13 protein-coding genes and 3 pseudogenes are annotated in these 14,520 nt (G+C 63.6%); 11 read left to right on the forward strand and 5 right to left on the reverse strand.

Annotated features, from left to right (window positions below; all coding sequences use genetic code 11):
- Positions 1 to 355 (forward strand): hypothetical protein (locus tag ABZW16_RS39410; protein ID WP_354961253.1); only part of this gene is annotated, 355 nt, incomplete at its 5' end.
- Between the two features lie 213 nt (positions 356 to 568).
- On the opposite strand, the gene ABZW16_RS39415 is transcribed toward ABZW16_RS39410, so the two are convergent.
- Positions 569 to 1,429: an alpha/beta hydrolase gene (locus ABZW16_RS39415; RefSeq protein ID WP_354961254.1), complete on the reverse strand. Its 861-nt coding sequence runs from the start codon at positions 1,427 to 1,429 to the stop codon at positions 569 to 571.
- Between the two features lie 62 nt (positions 1,430 to 1,491).
- Here ABZW16_RS39415 and ABZW16_RS39420 point away from each other — a divergent pair, with 62 nt between their 5' ends.
- The 3 genes from ABZW16_RS39420 to ABZW16_RS39430 all read left to right on the forward strand — a co-directional run bounded on the left by ABZW16_RS39420 (position 1,492) and on the right by ABZW16_RS39430 (position 3,411).
- The gene (locus ABZW16_RS39420; protein WP_354961255.1) at positions 1,492 to 2,307 is read left to right on the forward strand and encodes an exodeoxyribonuclease III; all 816 of its coding nucleotides are present in this window, start codon (positions 1,492 to 1,494) and stop codon (positions 2,305 to 2,307) included.
- A 130-nt stretch (positions 2,308 to 2,437) separates the two neighbouring features.
- Positions 2,438 to 2,926 carry a ribonuclease domain-containing protein gene (locus tag ABZW16_RS39425; RefSeq protein WP_354961256.1) on the forward strand — a complete coding sequence of 163 codons (489 nt, stop codon included), beginning with the start codon at positions 2,438 to 2,440 and terminating at the stop codon, positions 2,924 to 2,926.
- Entirely contained in the window at positions 2,926 to 3,411 is a 486-nt protein-coding gene (locus tag ABZW16_RS39430) for a barstar family protein (RefSeq protein ID WP_354961257.1), read from the forward strand. Before ABZW16_RS39425 ends, ABZW16_RS39430 begins: the two co-directional genes overlap by 1 nt.
- Positions 3,412 to 3,459: 48 nt before the next feature.
- Here the strand turns inward: ABZW16_RS39430 and ABZW16_RS39435 are convergent, their stop codons facing one another.
- Entirely contained in the window at positions 3,460 to 4,122 is a 663-nt protein-coding gene (locus ABZW16_RS39435; RefSeq protein WP_354961258.1) for a TetR/AcrR family transcriptional regulator, read from the reverse strand.
- Positions 4,123 to 4,564: 442 nt separating this feature from the next.
- On the opposite strand from ABZW16_RS39435, the gene ABZW16_RS39440 reads away from it, so the two are divergent.
- The 6 genes and pseudogenes from ABZW16_RS39440 to ABZW16_RS39465 form a co-directional block, all read left to right on the forward strand.
- Positions 4,565 to 5,497, forward strand: a complete 933-nt coding sequence (locus ABZW16_RS39440; protein ID WP_354961259.1) for an oxygenase MpaB family protein — start codon at positions 4,565 to 4,567, stop codon at positions 5,495 to 5,497.
- Between the two features lie 58 nt (positions 5,498 to 5,555).
- Complete coding sequence (gene trpS, locus ABZW16_RS39445; RefSeq protein ID WP_354961260.1) at positions 5,556 to 6,590, forward strand: tryptophan--tRNA ligase; 1,035 nt, start codon at positions 5,556 to 5,558, stop codon at positions 6,588 to 6,590.
- Positions 6,591 to 6,656: 66 nt separating this feature from the next.
- On the forward strand, positions 6,657 to 7,679 hold the full coding sequence (gene yhjD / locus ABZW16_RS39450; RefSeq protein WP_354961261.1) for an inner membrane protein YhjD: 1,023 nt from the start codon (positions 6,657 to 6,659) through the stop codon (positions 7,677 to 7,679).
- 1,046 nt (positions 7,680 to 8,725) lie between these two features.
- A pseudogene (locus ABZW16_RS39455) lies at positions 8,726 to 8,866 on the forward strand (IS1380 family transposase); the annotation flags it as partial.
- A gap of 98 nt (positions 8,867 to 8,964) precedes the next feature.
- A complete protein-coding gene (locus tag ABZW16_RS39460; RefSeq protein WP_354961262.1) occupies positions 8,965 to 9,558 on the forward strand; it encodes a GNAT family protein in 594 nt (197 codons plus the stop codon).
- Positions 9,559 to 9,662: 104 nt separating this feature from the next.
- Positions 9,663 to 10,636: pseudogene (locus ABZW16_RS39465) on the forward strand (IS1380 family transposase); the annotation flags it as partial.
- Between the two features lie 249 nt (positions 10,637 to 10,885).
- Here the strand turns inward: ABZW16_RS39465 and ABZW16_RS39470 are convergent.
- Together ABZW16_RS39470 and ABZW16_RS39475 are read right to left on the reverse strand one after the other, a co-directional pair.
- The gene (locus tag ABZW16_RS39470) at positions 10,886 to 11,545 is read right to left on the reverse strand and encodes an FMN reductase (protein WP_354961263.1); all 660 of its coding nucleotides are present in this window, start codon (positions 11,543 to 11,545) and stop codon (positions 10,886 to 10,888) included.
- The gene (locus ABZW16_RS39475) at positions 11,542 to 12,678 is read right to left on the reverse strand and encodes an LLM class flavin-dependent oxidoreductase (protein WP_354961264.1); all 1,137 of its coding nucleotides are present in this window, start codon (positions 12,676 to 12,678) and stop codon (positions 11,542 to 11,544) included. Before ABZW16_RS39475 ends, ABZW16_RS39470 begins: the two co-directional genes overlap by 4 nt.
- A 145-nt stretch (positions 12,679 to 12,823) precedes the next feature.
- Between ABZW16_RS39475 and ABZW16_RS39480 the strand changes: the two genes are divergently transcribed.
- Positions 12,824 to 13,195 (forward strand): hypothetical protein, encoded by a 372-nt coding sequence (locus ABZW16_RS39480; protein ID WP_354961265.1) that lies wholly within the window; start codon positions 12,824 to 12,826, stop codon positions 13,193 to 13,195.
- An 864-nt stretch (positions 13,196 to 14,059) separates the two neighbouring features.
- Here ABZW16_RS39480 and ABZW16_RS39485 read toward each other — a convergent pair.
- A pseudogene (locus ABZW16_RS39485) lies at positions 14,060 to 14,520 on the reverse strand (hypothetical protein); the annotation flags it as partial.

Here is a 14,520-nt window from a genome sequence, read left to right on the forward strand (position 1 = left end):
GTCGTTCGTCTACTTGTCCGAGTCGTTTGTCCATCTCGACGAGTCGTTTGTCTACCTGGCTGAGTCGTTCGTCTACTTGGCCGAGTCGTTCGTCCATCTCGCCGAGTCGTTTGTCTACCTGGCCGAGTCGTTTGTCTACCTGGCCGAGTCGTTCGTCTACGCGGTCGAGTCGTTCGTCCACCTGGCCGAGTCGTCCGTCGATTCTGTCCAGTCGTATGTCGACCCGATCGAGTCGTCCATCGTTCTGGTCGAGCCGTCCGTCGACCCGATCAAGACACTTGCCGTGTTGGCGGAGGGTCGCGATAACAACACCGAACTGTCGGCCATTGGTCCCCTGCATCGAGCGGAGCCGTAGGTCGACGTCTCGAACCGCGCGTTTCGTCGCCATTGCGGTGGCGTGTGTTCCGCTCGTCAAGTCGTATAGGCCGTCGACATCGTCGCGAAGTTGCCGGACCTCGTGATCGCGCTGTGGGCTCCCCATGCCCGCAACAGTAGACGCCCGCGCGGACCGAATCGAGGGGCCGCTTTCGATTGTGGATAACTCGCTGACCTGTGGATATTCGGCGGGTCAGACCGCGCGCAAATGGGTGCGGCTGGCGTAGATGTGTTCGGCTATCAGGGTGGCTATGCGGTCGGGGGCCTCCAGCATCGGGACGTGGCCGACGCCGTTGACGAGGATGCGGTCGGCGGAGTCGGGGAGTTCTTGGAGGAAGCGGCGCGCGTAGACGCGGTTCGGGACGATGCGGTCGTATTCGGCCATCAGGAGGCGGACGGGGATGGCGAGGTTCGAGAGGTCGTCGAGTGCCGGGCCACGTGTGCTGCCGAGGATCATCGGGAGCATGGCGTCGCAGTGCAGAGCCGCGGTGATCATGGCGGCGACGTCACGTCGGGAGACGGCCGCGACGTTCTTGCTCAACGCGAGCAGCGCGAGGCGTTGGGCGATCGGATTGTCGATCGCGAATCCGCCAAGGCGCTTGCCGATTTCGACGATCGGTACCATGGCCAGGAACTTCGCGCCGGCGCGCCATTGCGCAAGCGATGGCGACTGCCAACCGCCCGCCGGTGCGATAGCGGTCAGCGTGCGGGCTCGCCCGCGCCGGGCCAATTCGAAGCCGACCCAGCCACCGAGCGAATTGCCCGCGATATGGCAGGTGCGCCAACCGAGTTCGTCGAGTTGATCCTCGATCCGGTCGGCGAGGAAATGGAAATCGATGGACCAGCCGTCGATCGGTTCGCCACCCCAGTGGCCGGCGAAGGCCGGGGCGAAGACCTCGCAATGCGAGGAAAGCCGCAGCGCGACCTGTTCCCAGCAATGCGGCGAGAGCATGAACCCGTGCAGCAACAGGACCGGGTCACCGGATCCGACATGCAGCGCCTTGATCGGCGCGCGACGGGCGGAGGAGTTGGTGGTGCCTGACATCTTTGTCATCACCCCTCTCTGGACGGCGATGTCCGGGGGAGTTCGTCTGACCAGCATTGTACGGTCGTGAGGTGCCGACAATCATCTCCACGATCAATGTGAACGGTGTCCGTGCAGCGACGGGTAAGACGGGCAAGGGGATGCTCGAGTGGCTGGCGGCCACCGAGGCCGACATCATTTGTCTGCAGGAGACCCGGGCAACCGATGAGCAGACGCGCGCCGCGCTCGCTGCGGCGCTGGAATCCGGTTGGCATCTGACACATGCGGAGCCCGGGGCAAAGGGGCGGGCCGGGGTCGGCATCCTGTCTCGTCGCGAACCGCGCTCGGTGCGCATCGGCATCGGGCGCTGGCAGGACGGTGTCTGGCAGCCCAGCGCCGAATTCGCCGGGACTGGGCGCTATGTCGAGGCCGAATTCGATGACCTGACCGTGGCCAGCGTGTATGTGCACACCGGCGAGGCGGATACGCCGATGCAGGATGAGAAGTATCGGTTCCTGAACGAGATCGGCGCACATATGAAGGCGCAGACCAGCGATTTCGTGATCTGCGGCGACTGGAATGTCGCGCATACCGAGCTCGATATCAAGAACTGGAAGGGCAACCTGAAGAACTCCGGCTTCCTGCCCGACGAGCGGGCCTGGATCGATGACATGCTCGCCGCCGGATATGTGGATGTGGTGCGTAGTCTGCACCCGGGGGTCCCCGGTCCGTACAGCTGGTGGTCCTATCGCGGTCGCGCCTACGACAATGACACCGGCTGGCGCATCGACTACCACTTGGCGCGCGGCGAGGTGGCCACCCGGGCCAAACAGGCAGTGGTCGAGCGTGCCGCGACCTACGCCGAGCGCTGGTCCGACCACGCTCCGGTCACGGTGCAGTACCGATGAGGTTCGCGTCGATAATGATGCACGGCAGTGCGGGGGACAGCGGCGAGGTGCCGATGAACCGCACGTCGAAGACAGTTCATGCCCGCGCCCGACACGGCGCGGTGACGCTCGGGAATGCGGTGGAGTGCTGATGAATTCGACGTCCAAGCGAGTTCGCTCGCTCGCCGTGCTGGGCGTTGCGGTGCTGGCGTTGGTGATCGCGGTGCTCGCGTCGCGCGGGGGCGGGGGCAGCAAACCGACCGTCGCCTCGGTCGCCTCGACCGCGCGCAGCACCAGCGTGGTGGTACCGGTGCGCGGACCGGACACGACCACCGCGCCCGCCGCGACCCGAGCTCCCGGTGTACCGGACCGCGCATACGCGACCCTGGTCGAGATCGATGCGGGCCGCTGGCCGGATTCGGCCAACGCGCCGGGCACCAAGGGCGGCGACACCTGGATGAACCGCGCGGGCACGCTGCCTGCCAAGGATTCGGCAGGTAAACCCATCACCTATCAGGAATGGGATGTGAACCCCAAGCAGCGCAACCGTTCTCGCGACGCCGAACGCATCGTCACCGGCAGCGACGGTTCCGCCTGGTACACCGGTGACCACTACGAAACCTTCACGAGGATGCGCTGATGACAGTCTCGTTATCGCAGTTCCTTGCCCGCCCCGAGGCCGGTCGGTCCTCGACCGCGGTGCCCTCGGCACCCACGCCGGTACTCGGCGCTCTCCCGGTAGACGCGACGACATTCAGCGGCGTGCGCTACGACGCCCCCTCCGGCTACGCGGTGCGTGAACTGCGCGGTCGCAAGATGCGTACCACCGCGGGTGTTTTCGACGAATTCGCCGCCGCCTTCCAGTTCCCGTACTACTTCGGCGGAAATAAGGACGCCTTCGACGAATGTCTGCGGGACCTGGATGATTTCGTCGGCTCCGCCACCGGATACGTTGCCGTGATCCGGGATTCGGCCGAACTGCTCGCCGACGAACTGGAAGAGCGCGACTGGTTCGCCGAGACAATGCGCGATGCCGCCGACTATTGGTCCAACCAGGACCTGGCCTTCCGCGTTGTCCTGCAAGGCGAACCGGCCGATCCCCAGATCGTCCGGCTGAGCCCGTAGGGCCGAATGACCGCTCTCGGCGAGCTGGCAATTCGATTCGGCGCTCACTCAGAGGAGGCGGCGGGCCAGATCCTCGCCGAGGAGGACGAACACATCGGTGGTGTGCTCGATCAGTTCGTCGCGGGTCAGCGGGAGGTCGTTCTGTAGCCAGGCGGTCAGGGTTTGGACCAATCCGCCGACGAGGTAGGTGGCACGAAAGTCGATGGTGGGATCCGGCTCCGGATCGGTGATGCCGTAGAAGTCGATGCCCTCGGCCGCGACGAGTCGGGCGAATACCCGCACAGTCTGGTTCGTGCGCGCGCGCAACTCCGGGGTCGCCATGCCAGCGATCAGCGCGACATGCGCCTTGCGCGGATCGTCGGTGAGCAGATGAATGCCCGCCGAGATCGCCGCATGTGCTTTGGACCGGGTGTCTGCCGGGGCGGCCTGCAGAGCGCCGACGATCGTCGCGGCCATCTCCTCGGCGATTCTGTCGATGAGCGCGGCCAGCACCGCGTCGCGGCTGTCGAAGCTTTCGTAGTAGTACCGCTCGTTGAGTCCGGCCTGCGCGCACAGTCCGGAAACGGTGAGCTTGGCGATGCCCTGGGTGCCGATGATCTCCAGCGCGGCATCCAGCAGGGCCGCGCGCCGCTGGGCCCGGCGTTCGTCGGCGGAGACGCCACCGTAGGTCCGCTTCGCTGGGCCGCCCGCCGCCTTACCGCCATCCTTCACGGAGTCGCTACGTGCTGCCGAACTGGCCGTTGCCCGACCGCTGCCTCCTGCGGAGTCGCTGCGCGATCCTGACCTATTAGTCGCCCGGCCACCATCCCTCGCGGATTCGCTGCGCGCTGCGGACCTACCTGTCGGCCGATCGCTCGCGGATTCGCTATGGCCTGGCGCACCGGTCGCCCGACCACTACGTCCCACCGAATCGCTGCGCGATGCTGCCATACGGCGATTCTGGCACGGGTGCGGTCGTGGCTGACCGGATCGCGGTTCGACGCGGTAGCCGGATCCGATCCGAGCACAAATCTGGCAGACGCTATTGCCAGATCTTAAATTCTGGGAGATTCTATTGCCAGATGCTGTGTACCCCGGCGTGCGCCGGGAAGATGGCCGTCCGGATCGCAATGCCCGCTGCGCCCCGACGACCGCGCTCGATGAGGAGGCAGCGATGTCCGAACCCGGCTACTTCGCCGACAATTCGATGGCCCGACGGGTCATGGGCAAGCGCGCGGTGGGTCTCACCTACGGTCAGCGCGCCCTGGTCGTCGGCGCCGTGCATCCGCTGCTCTATGTCGGAACAGCGGAGAGCACCGAACATCGGACGACCCCCTACACGCGACTCGCGTTGACCGGCAAGCTCTTCGAGGCCGTCTTCCTCGGCACCAAGGACGAGGCCGATCGGGCGCTGGCCTTCACCTCCAAGAAGCATGCGAAGGTCGTCGGCGCGCTGCCCGAGGATGCGGGTGCGCATCATCCGGCGGGCACCGGCTACTCCGCGCTCGACCCGCACCTGATGTACATGACCATGGCCTTCACCTTCGACTCCGCCGAGATGATGCACGATCTGCTGGTCCGCCCGCTGACCGATGGCGAACGCGAGGGCCTGTACCAGGACTACGTCCGCTGGGCCGAACTGTTCGGCATGCCGCGCGAGGCCGCGCCCGGCAGCTACCGGCTTTTCCGCACATCCTTCGACGATTACCTGGCCTCGGACGAGCTGTTCCTCACCGACGAGGCTCGGCTGGTCGGCTCATATCTGGCCGGTCAGCGCGTGCCCTATCCGCAGCGCAGGCCGCTGCGCCAGGTGGTCGACGCGTTCTACCTGCTGGTGCAGGGCAGCCTGCCGCCGCGGATCCGCGATATTTACGGGATGCGGTGGGGACTTCCTGAACAGCTCGCCTTCCGCGCACTGGCCCAGGGTGTGCGCACCGCGCATATCGCCCCGCCGCTGCTTCCGCCGGTATTGCGCGGCACGCTGGCCGGTCCGAGTGCGCCCGTCTACCGATTGCTGTCCAAGCGCGAACACGAACTTCTCAGCACCGGCCGTCCGAGCATGCCGGGCGTCGACCCGCGCAACTGGGCGTCGCGAAATTCCGCATGACCGGGCGGGAGCCGACCGCGAACGCCGCCGATCGGACACAGCATGCGAAGATCGGGATATGTCCAGTCCTGCTCAGACGACCCCGGCCGCTGATCGCAAACAGCGGGTGCTGTCCGGGATCCAGCCCACCAGCGCATCTTTCCATCTCGGCAACTACCTTGGGGCGCTGCAGTACTGGGTGACCATGCAGGACGACTACGACGCGCTCTACTTCATCCCGGATATGCACGCGATTACCGTGGCGCAGGATCCGAAGGAACTGCGCGCCCGAACCAAGGCGGCGGCCGCGCAGCTGCTCGCGCTCGGCATCGACCCCAAGCGCTCCACGCTCTTCGTGCAGAGCCAGGTTCCCGAGCATGCCGAGCTGACCTGGGTGCTCAGCTGTATCACCGGATTCGGCGAGGCCAGCCGGATGACCCAGTTCAAGGACAAGTCGGTCAAACAGGGCGCGGAGAACGCCAGCGTCGGACTGTTCACCTATCCGGTGCTGATGGCCGCGGACATCCTGCTCTACCGCGCGCATCAGGTGCCGGTCGGCGAGGATCAGCGCCAGCATCTGGAGCTGACCCGAAATCTGGCCCAGCGCTTCAACACTCGGTTCAAGAAGACGTTCGTGGTGCCGGAGGCGCATATCGTCAAGGGCACCGCGAAGATCTACGACCTGCAGGATCCGACCTCGAAGATGAGCAAGTCGGCCTCCACCGACGCCGGTCTGATCAACCTGCTCGACGATCCGAAGATCACCGCCAAGAAGATCCGTTCCGCGGTCACCGATACCGAGCGCGAGATCCGCTATGATCCGGAAACCAAGCCCGGTGTCAGCAATCTGCTGGTGATCCTCGGTTCGCTCAGCGGCACCCCGATCGTCACGCTCGAACGCGATTATGCGGGTAAGGGTTACGGCGATCTGAAGTCCGATGTCGCCGACGCGCTGGTGGAATTTGTCACGCCGCTGCAGGCAAAGGTGCAAGAGTACCTGGCGGATCAGGGTGAACTCGACCGCATTCTCATCGCCGGTGCCGAGCGGGCGCGCGAGATCGCCGGCAACACGCTGGCGCAGGTTTACGACCGGGTGGGGTTTTTGGCTCGCTAGCCCGGGAATACCGGTATCGACCGCTTGCGGATCAACACCGTGGTCTCTGTTGAAGGGGCGTGACAGGTGCAGGTGATCGACAATGTCAAGGCGTCGGTAGAACAACGGATCCAGTCGCGGCCGTGGCTCGATCATCTGGTTCGGGCAGGCGAGCGGTATCAGCGGCAACGCGGAGACTATTACGCGGCTGGGATCACGTATTTCACAGTGCTATCGCTGTTTCCGCTGTTGATGGTCGCCTTCGCGGTCGCCGGATTCGTGCTGTCCGGTCATCCGGACACGTTCACCGATCTGCAGAACAAGATCGTGGAGAACATTCCGGGATCGCTCGGCACGCAGATCAACGATCTGATCGAAAAGGCGGTGCACTCGCGCGGCACCGTGGGCACACTGGGTCTGCTGGTCGGTGTCTACACCGGGCTCGGCTGGATGGCGAATCTGCGGGCGGCACTGACCGAACAGTGGGAGCAGAAGAGCCCCGAACACAATTGGTTGTTCAACAAGATCTCCGACCTCGGTGCGCTTATCAGTCTCGGGCTGGCCTTCATCGTCTCCATCAGCCTGTCCGCGCTGGCGTCGAGCACCCTCGGTGCGCGCGTGCTGATCACGATCCACCTGGAGGATCTGCCGGGGGCACGGCTGATGCTGGTGCTCATCTCGATGCTGCTCGGCTTCCTCGCCTCCTGGGCGGTACTCGCCTGGATGATCGCGCGTCTGCCCAGGGAGCCGGTCACTCTCCGCAGCGCCGCACGGGCGGCGGCACTGGCCGCGGTGGTTTTCGAGATCTTCAAATACGTCGCGTCGTTCTACCTGCAGACGGTCCTGACCAGCCCCGCCGGTGCAACATTCGGCTCGATCATCGGCCTGATGGTATTCACCTACATCACCTACCGAATCCTCCTGTTCGCAACCGCCTGGGCCGCAACGGCATCGGAGAACGAGCCCGAAGCTGAAATCCCCCCACCTGCAGCCGCCGTGATCAAGCCCCGCATGAGCGCCGCCGACATCTCGATGGGCATCGGCGCGGCCTACTTCGGCGCGGGTGCTCTTGCGGCGCTACTGTTTTCGGGACTTCGCCGCCGCCGCTGACACGGAGTGGCTGTCAAAGCGAGGAGCGGTTGGTGGAGGTGCGTGTGTCCACCGAAGTGGCCGACCTCAACAAGAATGTCAACATGGCAGGCCAATGTTGGAATAGTAAGGCTGCACGGATAGTTGACAACCTGACCTGCCCCACCTCTCGGGTTCCAGTTCCGAAGTCGATCAGCTCTGATCAAGCCAATTCACAGCTGGCACAGGGATTTCGGACGCTGAGATCCACCAAGCTCGACAGCCGGAACAGAACGTGTCCGGTCCGCGTGGTCACAATCAGTGTCGGGTTCGCTCCAGGGCGTGCGACGCGGCCCGCCTGCGTTGCGTCTATCCTATTTTGGGAACTCTTCGATTTGGATGCTCCAATAGGTGTCGCTTTCCGTTGTTCCCACTGCTGTTCGCTCCACGGCTTTCACCTCAGACTCTGGTGTTGCGCCCCTATAAGCCGCGTACCGTGGGCTGCGGTCACTGTATGCGTACACGACTTTGCCATTTTTGACGAATACTTGTATGAGAGAGTCGGACATAAAAGGGAGACCCCACCAGTCCAATCCCTTCGTCCCGAGACTATCGTTGAGGCTGTCCTTTGTGGCGGACGAAAAGCTGTACATTCGGTCCCACGAACCCACCGGAATCCCGGATTCGGTAATGAGGTCCCCGAGTCGAGCTGTGCCCCGAGAGTTCCGAACACGTTCGAATGCTTCCGCCAGAGCTGGACTCTCTTGTTCGACGATGACCTTTTCGTCGGACGACGACAGACCGCACCCGGCGGGCAGGAGCAGGATTGCCGCCAGCCCGAGTACAGAGAGCAGACGCATACCGGGGGTCAGATTACTTCGCATGAATTCCTAACTGACGATGATCTGTGACGTGGATTGCTGAGCGTTGTCGAAGGCCGAAACCACCTTCGACAACGACGATTTAGCCTCGATCCGTGGACATGATCGGTGGAACGGGGTGTGCTGAAATAGGAAAAGTGTCTTCCGAGCTGCGATGATTGATGTTCTTCACGCAACAATCAACAGCAGATCGGAAAGACACTTTCAGTGCGATTGTTCCACACCTCCGCAGGGGACTTGGCGCGGTTCGACGATGACGACCTCGTATCGGTCGCTGGGCTGGTCCCGATGATTACGCTGGCCGACCAGACAGGTTTGACCAGCATGTTGGCCAATAGGATCGCGATCGGTTCGGGGATCAATGTCGGGCCAGCCAACCCTGGATCAACCCACCGCCCCGGTCGTTATCGTGTCAATCCTCCAAGACGTTGCATCATACTTGGAGGATGAGCAGCACCTGGTATACCGCCCCTACCCTCGCGGGCAAACATGTCAGGCTCGAGCCGCTGACTGTCGATCACGCTGATGGACTGTTTGCGGCCACCCGTAACCCGGACATCTGGACTTGGCTATTGGTGCCTCAGCCCAGCACGAGCGAGGATATGCGCACATGGGTCACCTCACGTCTGAGCAGGGACGATGTCACTGCCTTTGCTCAAATCGACGCTCGGACTGGGGAGGTCGCCGGCACCACCTCGTATTACGACATCGATCCGGCGCACCGATCGTTGGCCATCGGCTACACCTGGATCGGCACCGCGTGGCAGCGCACGGGCTTGAACAGCGAGGCGAAGCTCATGCTGCTGGAACACGCCTTCGACGTACTCGGCGCGGTACGCGTGGTCTGGCAGAACGACAGCCGAAACTTGCGCGCTCAGCATGCCATCGAACGGCTCGGAGTTCGGCACGAGGGCGTCCTGCGCCAGCATCGGACCCGCCCCGACGGCACCCTGCGCGACACCGTCATCTATTCGGTGCTCGATGCTGAATGGCCTGGTGTAGCAGCACATCTGCGCGCTAGCTTAGCTCGAGTCTATTGACGGGTTAATGCCTGTCAGGGTATCGCAGCTGAAAAGCGCCTTCTGAGCTGGGATGATCACTGTTGTTTATGCAATGAACGGTCCGGTTCAGAAGGACACTTCGGGTGCAAGTTTCGCAAAGGTTCGCCGCGGAGCCTGCGGTGTTCGATGATGAGAATCTCGTGTCGCTGGCCGGGTTGGTGCCGGTTATGCGGTTGGCCGAGCAAACAGGACTGGTTGATGCGCTGGCGGAGACGGTGGTGATCAGCGGCCCGCGGATCAAGTCGGAGGCGGCGAATCCGGCGCCGAAGCTGGCCACGTTGATCGCGGGGATGTGTTCGGGCGCGGACAGCATCGACGATGTCGACGTGCCGCGCAGCAGCGGGATGAGGGCATTGTTCGATCGCGTGTATGCGCCATCGATGATCGGAATGTTGTTGCGGAAGTTCACCTTCGGCCCGCCCGCCAGCTCGAAGCGGTGCTGCGCGAGCATTTGGCCCAGCTGTGTCGGCGGGTGGAGCTGCTGCCGGGTGCTGGAGTGCAGGCGTTCATCGATATCGACTCGCTGCTGCGCCCGGTCTACGGGTATGCCAAGCAAGGTGCCTCCTACGGACACAGCAAGATCGCGGGCAAACGCATTCTCCGCAAAGGACTTTCACCACTGGCGACCACGATCAGCACCGATCTCGCGGCACCGGTGATCGCCGGGATGCGCTTGCGGGCCGGGAAGACCGGCTCGGGCAGAGACGCAGGACCGATGGTCGCTCAAACCGTCGCCACCGCGCGGGCGGCCGGAGTCACCAGTGAGATCCTGGTCCATGGCGATTCGGCCTACGGCACCAGCTCGGTCGTCGGTGCGTGCCGCCGCGCCGGTGTCCGGTTCTCGCTGGTGCTGACGAAGAACCGTGCCGTGGCCCGGGCGATCGCGGCGATCGGCGCTGATGCGTGGACGCCGGTGAAATACCCGGGCGCGGTGCGAGATCCCGACACCGGGGAGTGGATCTCCGGCGCCGAGGTCGCCGAAATCCCTTATACCGCTTTCGCTTCCAAACCAGATCGCATCACCGCTCGGCTGATTGTCCGCCGCGTCAAAGACGCCGCCCGCCAGGACGAACTATTGGATGCCGTGCAACGCGCGGACGAGATCGGTGACGCGACTGCACAGCATCTTGTGCACTGGACTGGCGGCGCGGGCCGTGACGGTGCTGAACGCCTGCACTTCCTCCGAGGCCACCCGACCGCCCCGAATGTTTGCTCGCGCGATGGCCGGCCTACGACTTCGGGCTGCCGTGTGTGCTCGACGGCCTCGAGGCGCCGCTGCACGGGCCGTGCGTCCTGACGATGAGAATCAGGTGCGGCCGTCGCCGGAGTGGCCAGCCAGCAGCTTGCTGAACGGTGTCACGGCGGCGAGGGAGTTACCGGAGGTACGGTGGCGCGGCGGTATGTCCGGTAGAAGGCCCGCTACCGCAGGCGGTTCGGCAACGATCAGCGTCGCGAGTTCGGCCGCGGCACGGTGGATGCGTTCGGTCAGCCCGGTCGATCCGAAATCTGCTGTCGCGGCGAAGACTCCGGTCGGCACGACAACCGCCCGCAGGTAGGTGAACAGCGGGCGCATCGCGTGATCGAGTATCAGCGCGTGCCGTTCGGTCCCGGCGGTGGCTGCGATCAGTATCGGCATGCCGTTGAGGGCATCGGTGTCGAGGATATCGATGAACATCTTGAACAGACCGCTGTAGCTGGCGGCAAATACCGGAGTCACCGCGATCAGGCCGTCCGCAGCGGAGACCTTCTCCCGGGCCGCGGCTACGGCGGGTGTGGGCAGCCCGCCGGTGATGACTGTGGTGGCGAGATCGGTGGCCAATTCTCGAATTTCGATCACCTCGAGCTCGATGCTCTCGCCGCGCCCGCCGACCGCTGCGGAGACGGCGGCGGCGAGCTGATCGGCGAGCATCCGCGTCGACGATGGTTGTGATACTCCGGCACTGAGCACCACGATTTTGCGGCTCAACGGCTCAACTCCGATTCGATACGCTCCCGAGCAGGCTCCACCAGATGGTATGAGGCATCGGGGCCCGCCGCGACCAGGCTGCTGTGGGTGGGCGGATCGCTGGGCACATGCTGTGGGCGGCGCAACTCGAATTCCGTGCGCAGCACCGGAACAACCTCGCGGCCCAGGATCTCGATCTGGTCCAGCACCACCTCCAGCGGCAGCCCGGCATGGTCGATCAGGAACAGCTGGCGCTGATAGTCGCCGACGTAATCGGCGAAACCGAGCGTGCGCTCGATAACCTGCTCGGGTGTTCCCACGGTCAGGGGAGTCAGCTCACTGAAGTCCTCCAGCGAGGGCCCGTGACCGTACACCGGGGCGTTGTCGAAGTAGGGGCGGAAGAACTTCTTCGCCGCCGCTTCCGTCTCGGCCATGAAAACCTGCCCGCCCAACCCGACGAAGGCCTGGTCGGCGTCGCCGTGCCCGTAGTGCTCGAAGCGCTGCCGGTACAGACGCACCATCTGCTCGGTGTGCTCCTTGTTCCAGAAGATGTTGTTGTGGAAGAACCCGTCGCCGTAATAGGCCGCCTGCTCGGCGATCTCCGGGGAGCGGATCGAACCGTGCCAGACGAACGGCGGGGTCCCGTCCAGTGGCGCGGGCGTGGAGGTGTAGCCGCGCAGCGGGGTGCGGAACTTGCCCTCCCAATCGACTCGCGGTTCTCGCCACAGCCGTCGCAGCAGATGGTAGTTCTCGATCGCCAGCGCGATACCGTCGCGGATGTCTTTGCCGAACCACGGGTACACCGGTCCGGTGTTGCCGCGGCCGAGCATCAGATCGACCCGCCCATCGGCCAGATGCTGCAGCATGGCGAAGTCTTCGGCGATCTTGACCGGGTCGTTGGTGGTGATCAGCGTCGTTGCGGTCGACAGGATCAACCGCTCGGTGCGGGCGGCCAGGTAGCCGAGCATGGTGGTCGGCGACGACGGCACGAACGGCGGATTGTGGTGCTCACCGGTGGCGAACACATCCAAGCCGACCTCTTCGGCCTTTTCGCCGATCGCGATTATCGACTTGATCCGCTCGGCCTCGCTGGGCGTCCGACCGGTGGTCGGGTCGGTGGTGACGTCACCGATGGTGAAGATTCCGAACTGCACGGCCTCTCCTCGGCTTGCATTTGGTGGATATGGCAACCAAGTTAACCGTGGTGCCGTGCCGGTTATTCCGACGAGTCCCGCAGACGCCGATCGGGGTCGGATGGTCGGATCAGCGGCACATCGGAACCAGTGTGGCTCGCCGATAATGGAACAGCAGAGTCCGGAAGGCAATTGGTTCTTTGTCAAGCTCTCCGACCTCGGCGCGCTGATCGGACTCGGCCTGGCCTTCGTGGTCTCGATCGGTCTGTCCGGGCTGGCGTCGAGCACGCTCAGTGCGCGGGTGCTGATCAACCTGCACCTGTCGGAGCTGCCCGGCGCGCGGCTGGTGCTCGTTTCGGTACTGCTCGGCTTCCTCGCCTCCAGGGCGGTCTTTACCTCGATGATTGCGCGCCTGCCGCGCGAGCTCGACAGCCGGAACAGAACGTGTCCGGTCCGAGTGGCCCGACGCCGCCGGCAACGCGGCCTCGGCCGCCTGACCCCGTATGAAACCCTCAATCAGGCCGCGCTGGCGGCCTGAACCATCACACCCCGCCAGTCCCGAACTCGGGGCAGTCCCGTGGGTCCGGCCAGGCGACGCCGTCTATCTGCTCGAGGGTTGGTTCGAAATATCGTCGTTCACGCTTTCCCTGGTTCTGATTTCGCGGCGGTCTGCGCGCCCGCGCCATTGCCCCCTTCGAAACCTAACTCGCCAGCCACCCATCGATGCTTACAGTCAATGTATACGAGGATGGGCAGTTTCTGGTTCGTGTCTTCGCTGACCTACGGGAGGCGGGCGCTTTGAGTCAATCAATGGCTTGTCGCAGCTTGTCGAGCAGTTCAACGATCTTACCTTTGATTTCCTTTTGCCCGACCGGTCAGTCGTTGATATCGTCGGATTCGTAGTTGATGGCCAGGTTGGATGGGCGGGGCGGCCATTCCGGTGTGGTGACCATTCGTCCCGTCCACGGATCTATTCTGAGCACCGGATACTCCGCTTGGCGCGACAGTCCATCGCGGGTCCACAGCAGAGAGGATTCGGAGTAAACTGCCGCCGGTGATGTCGCTGGTCGATCAGCGAGAAGCAAGAGCCATCCATTTCGGAGGGCAATCCTGGCGCCGCCGGATTTGAAGAACACTGGTGACAGTATTTCGGATTTTAGAATTCTTTCTGCCTCCCCCCTCGACCAATGGGGTAATTCGTGACGGTCGGGCGAGTCCTCCTTGCTGGTCCGCAAGGATAATTCGGCGTCATATCCGATGACTACTTTGAAGCCTGTGTCGATAATTAGATCGACTTGGCTCGGGTGCCATTCGCTAGCGACGATACGACTTCCCCTTAGCGGCAGTATGATCCATCTATCCTCGTGTTCTATGATTTCTCGCTGCATTCCTTCGCCTCCCGTCAGTGTTCCAGTGCATCATGAATATTTCCGATGCTGTCTTCGGAAGGGCTGCCGTCTGGTTTTTGTACGTGGACCTCACCAGTATCGAGATCGACGATTACGTCAGGGTTTCGATTGTTCCCGTCGCCGCGCCAAGCGCCTTGTGCTTTGATCTTATGGATGGCATCCCTCACTTCCTTCGGTGAAACCCCGTACTCGCTCGCGATCTTATTCACCTTCGATGTGTATGAGTTCGTGGTAAACGCGCCACCAGCGGTATTGTGCCCGTTGATGTCGTCCGAGTCCGGATCATCGATTATCGAGGTCATGCCGATGATGGCGGCGAGGCCGGCGATGGCTTTGTCGAGGTCGATGGTGGGGAGTGTGTGGAAGGCGTCGATGGTGCCGACGGCGCCGGCCGCGAGGCTGGTGAGGCCGATGATTCGGACCATTTGGCTGGCGCGGTAGGAGGTTTGGATCG

This window comes from Nocardia sp. NPDC004604, from assembly GCF_040609795.1.
Taxonomy (GTDB): Bacteria; Actinomycetota; Actinomycetes; order Mycobacteriales; family Mycobacteriaceae; genus Nocardia.

Bases quoted from the DNA above. Each gene is read 5' to 3' on its own strand.
- ABZW16_RS39415 (WP_354961254.1), bottom strand. From the start codon at position 1,429: ATGACAAAGATGTCAGGCACCACCAACTCCTCCGCCCGTCGCGCGCCG.
- ABZW16_RS39425 (WP_354961256.1), top strand. From the start codon at position 2,438: ATGAATTCGACGTCCAAGCGAGTTCGCTCGCTCGCCGTGCTGGGCGTT.
- ABZW16_RS39430 (WP_354961257.1), top strand. From the start codon at position 2,926: ATGACAGTCTCGTTATCGCAGTTCCTTGCCCGCCCCGAGGCCGGTCGG.
- ABZW16_RS39440 (WP_354961259.1), top strand. From the start codon at position 4,565: ATGTCCGAACCCGGCTACTTCGCCGACAATTCGATGGCCCGACGGGTC.
- trpS (WP_354961260.1), top strand. From the start codon at position 5,556: ATGTCCAGTCCTGCTCAGACGACCCCGGCCGCTGATCGCAAACAGCGG.
- ABZW16_RS39460 (WP_354961262.1), top strand. From the start codon at position 8,965: ATGAGCAGCACCTGGTATACCGCCCCTACCCTCGCGGGCAAACATGTC.
- ABZW16_RS39480 (WP_354961265.1), top strand. From the start codon at position 12,824: ATGGAACAGCAGAGTCCGGAAGGCAATTGGTTCTTTGTCAAGCTCTCC.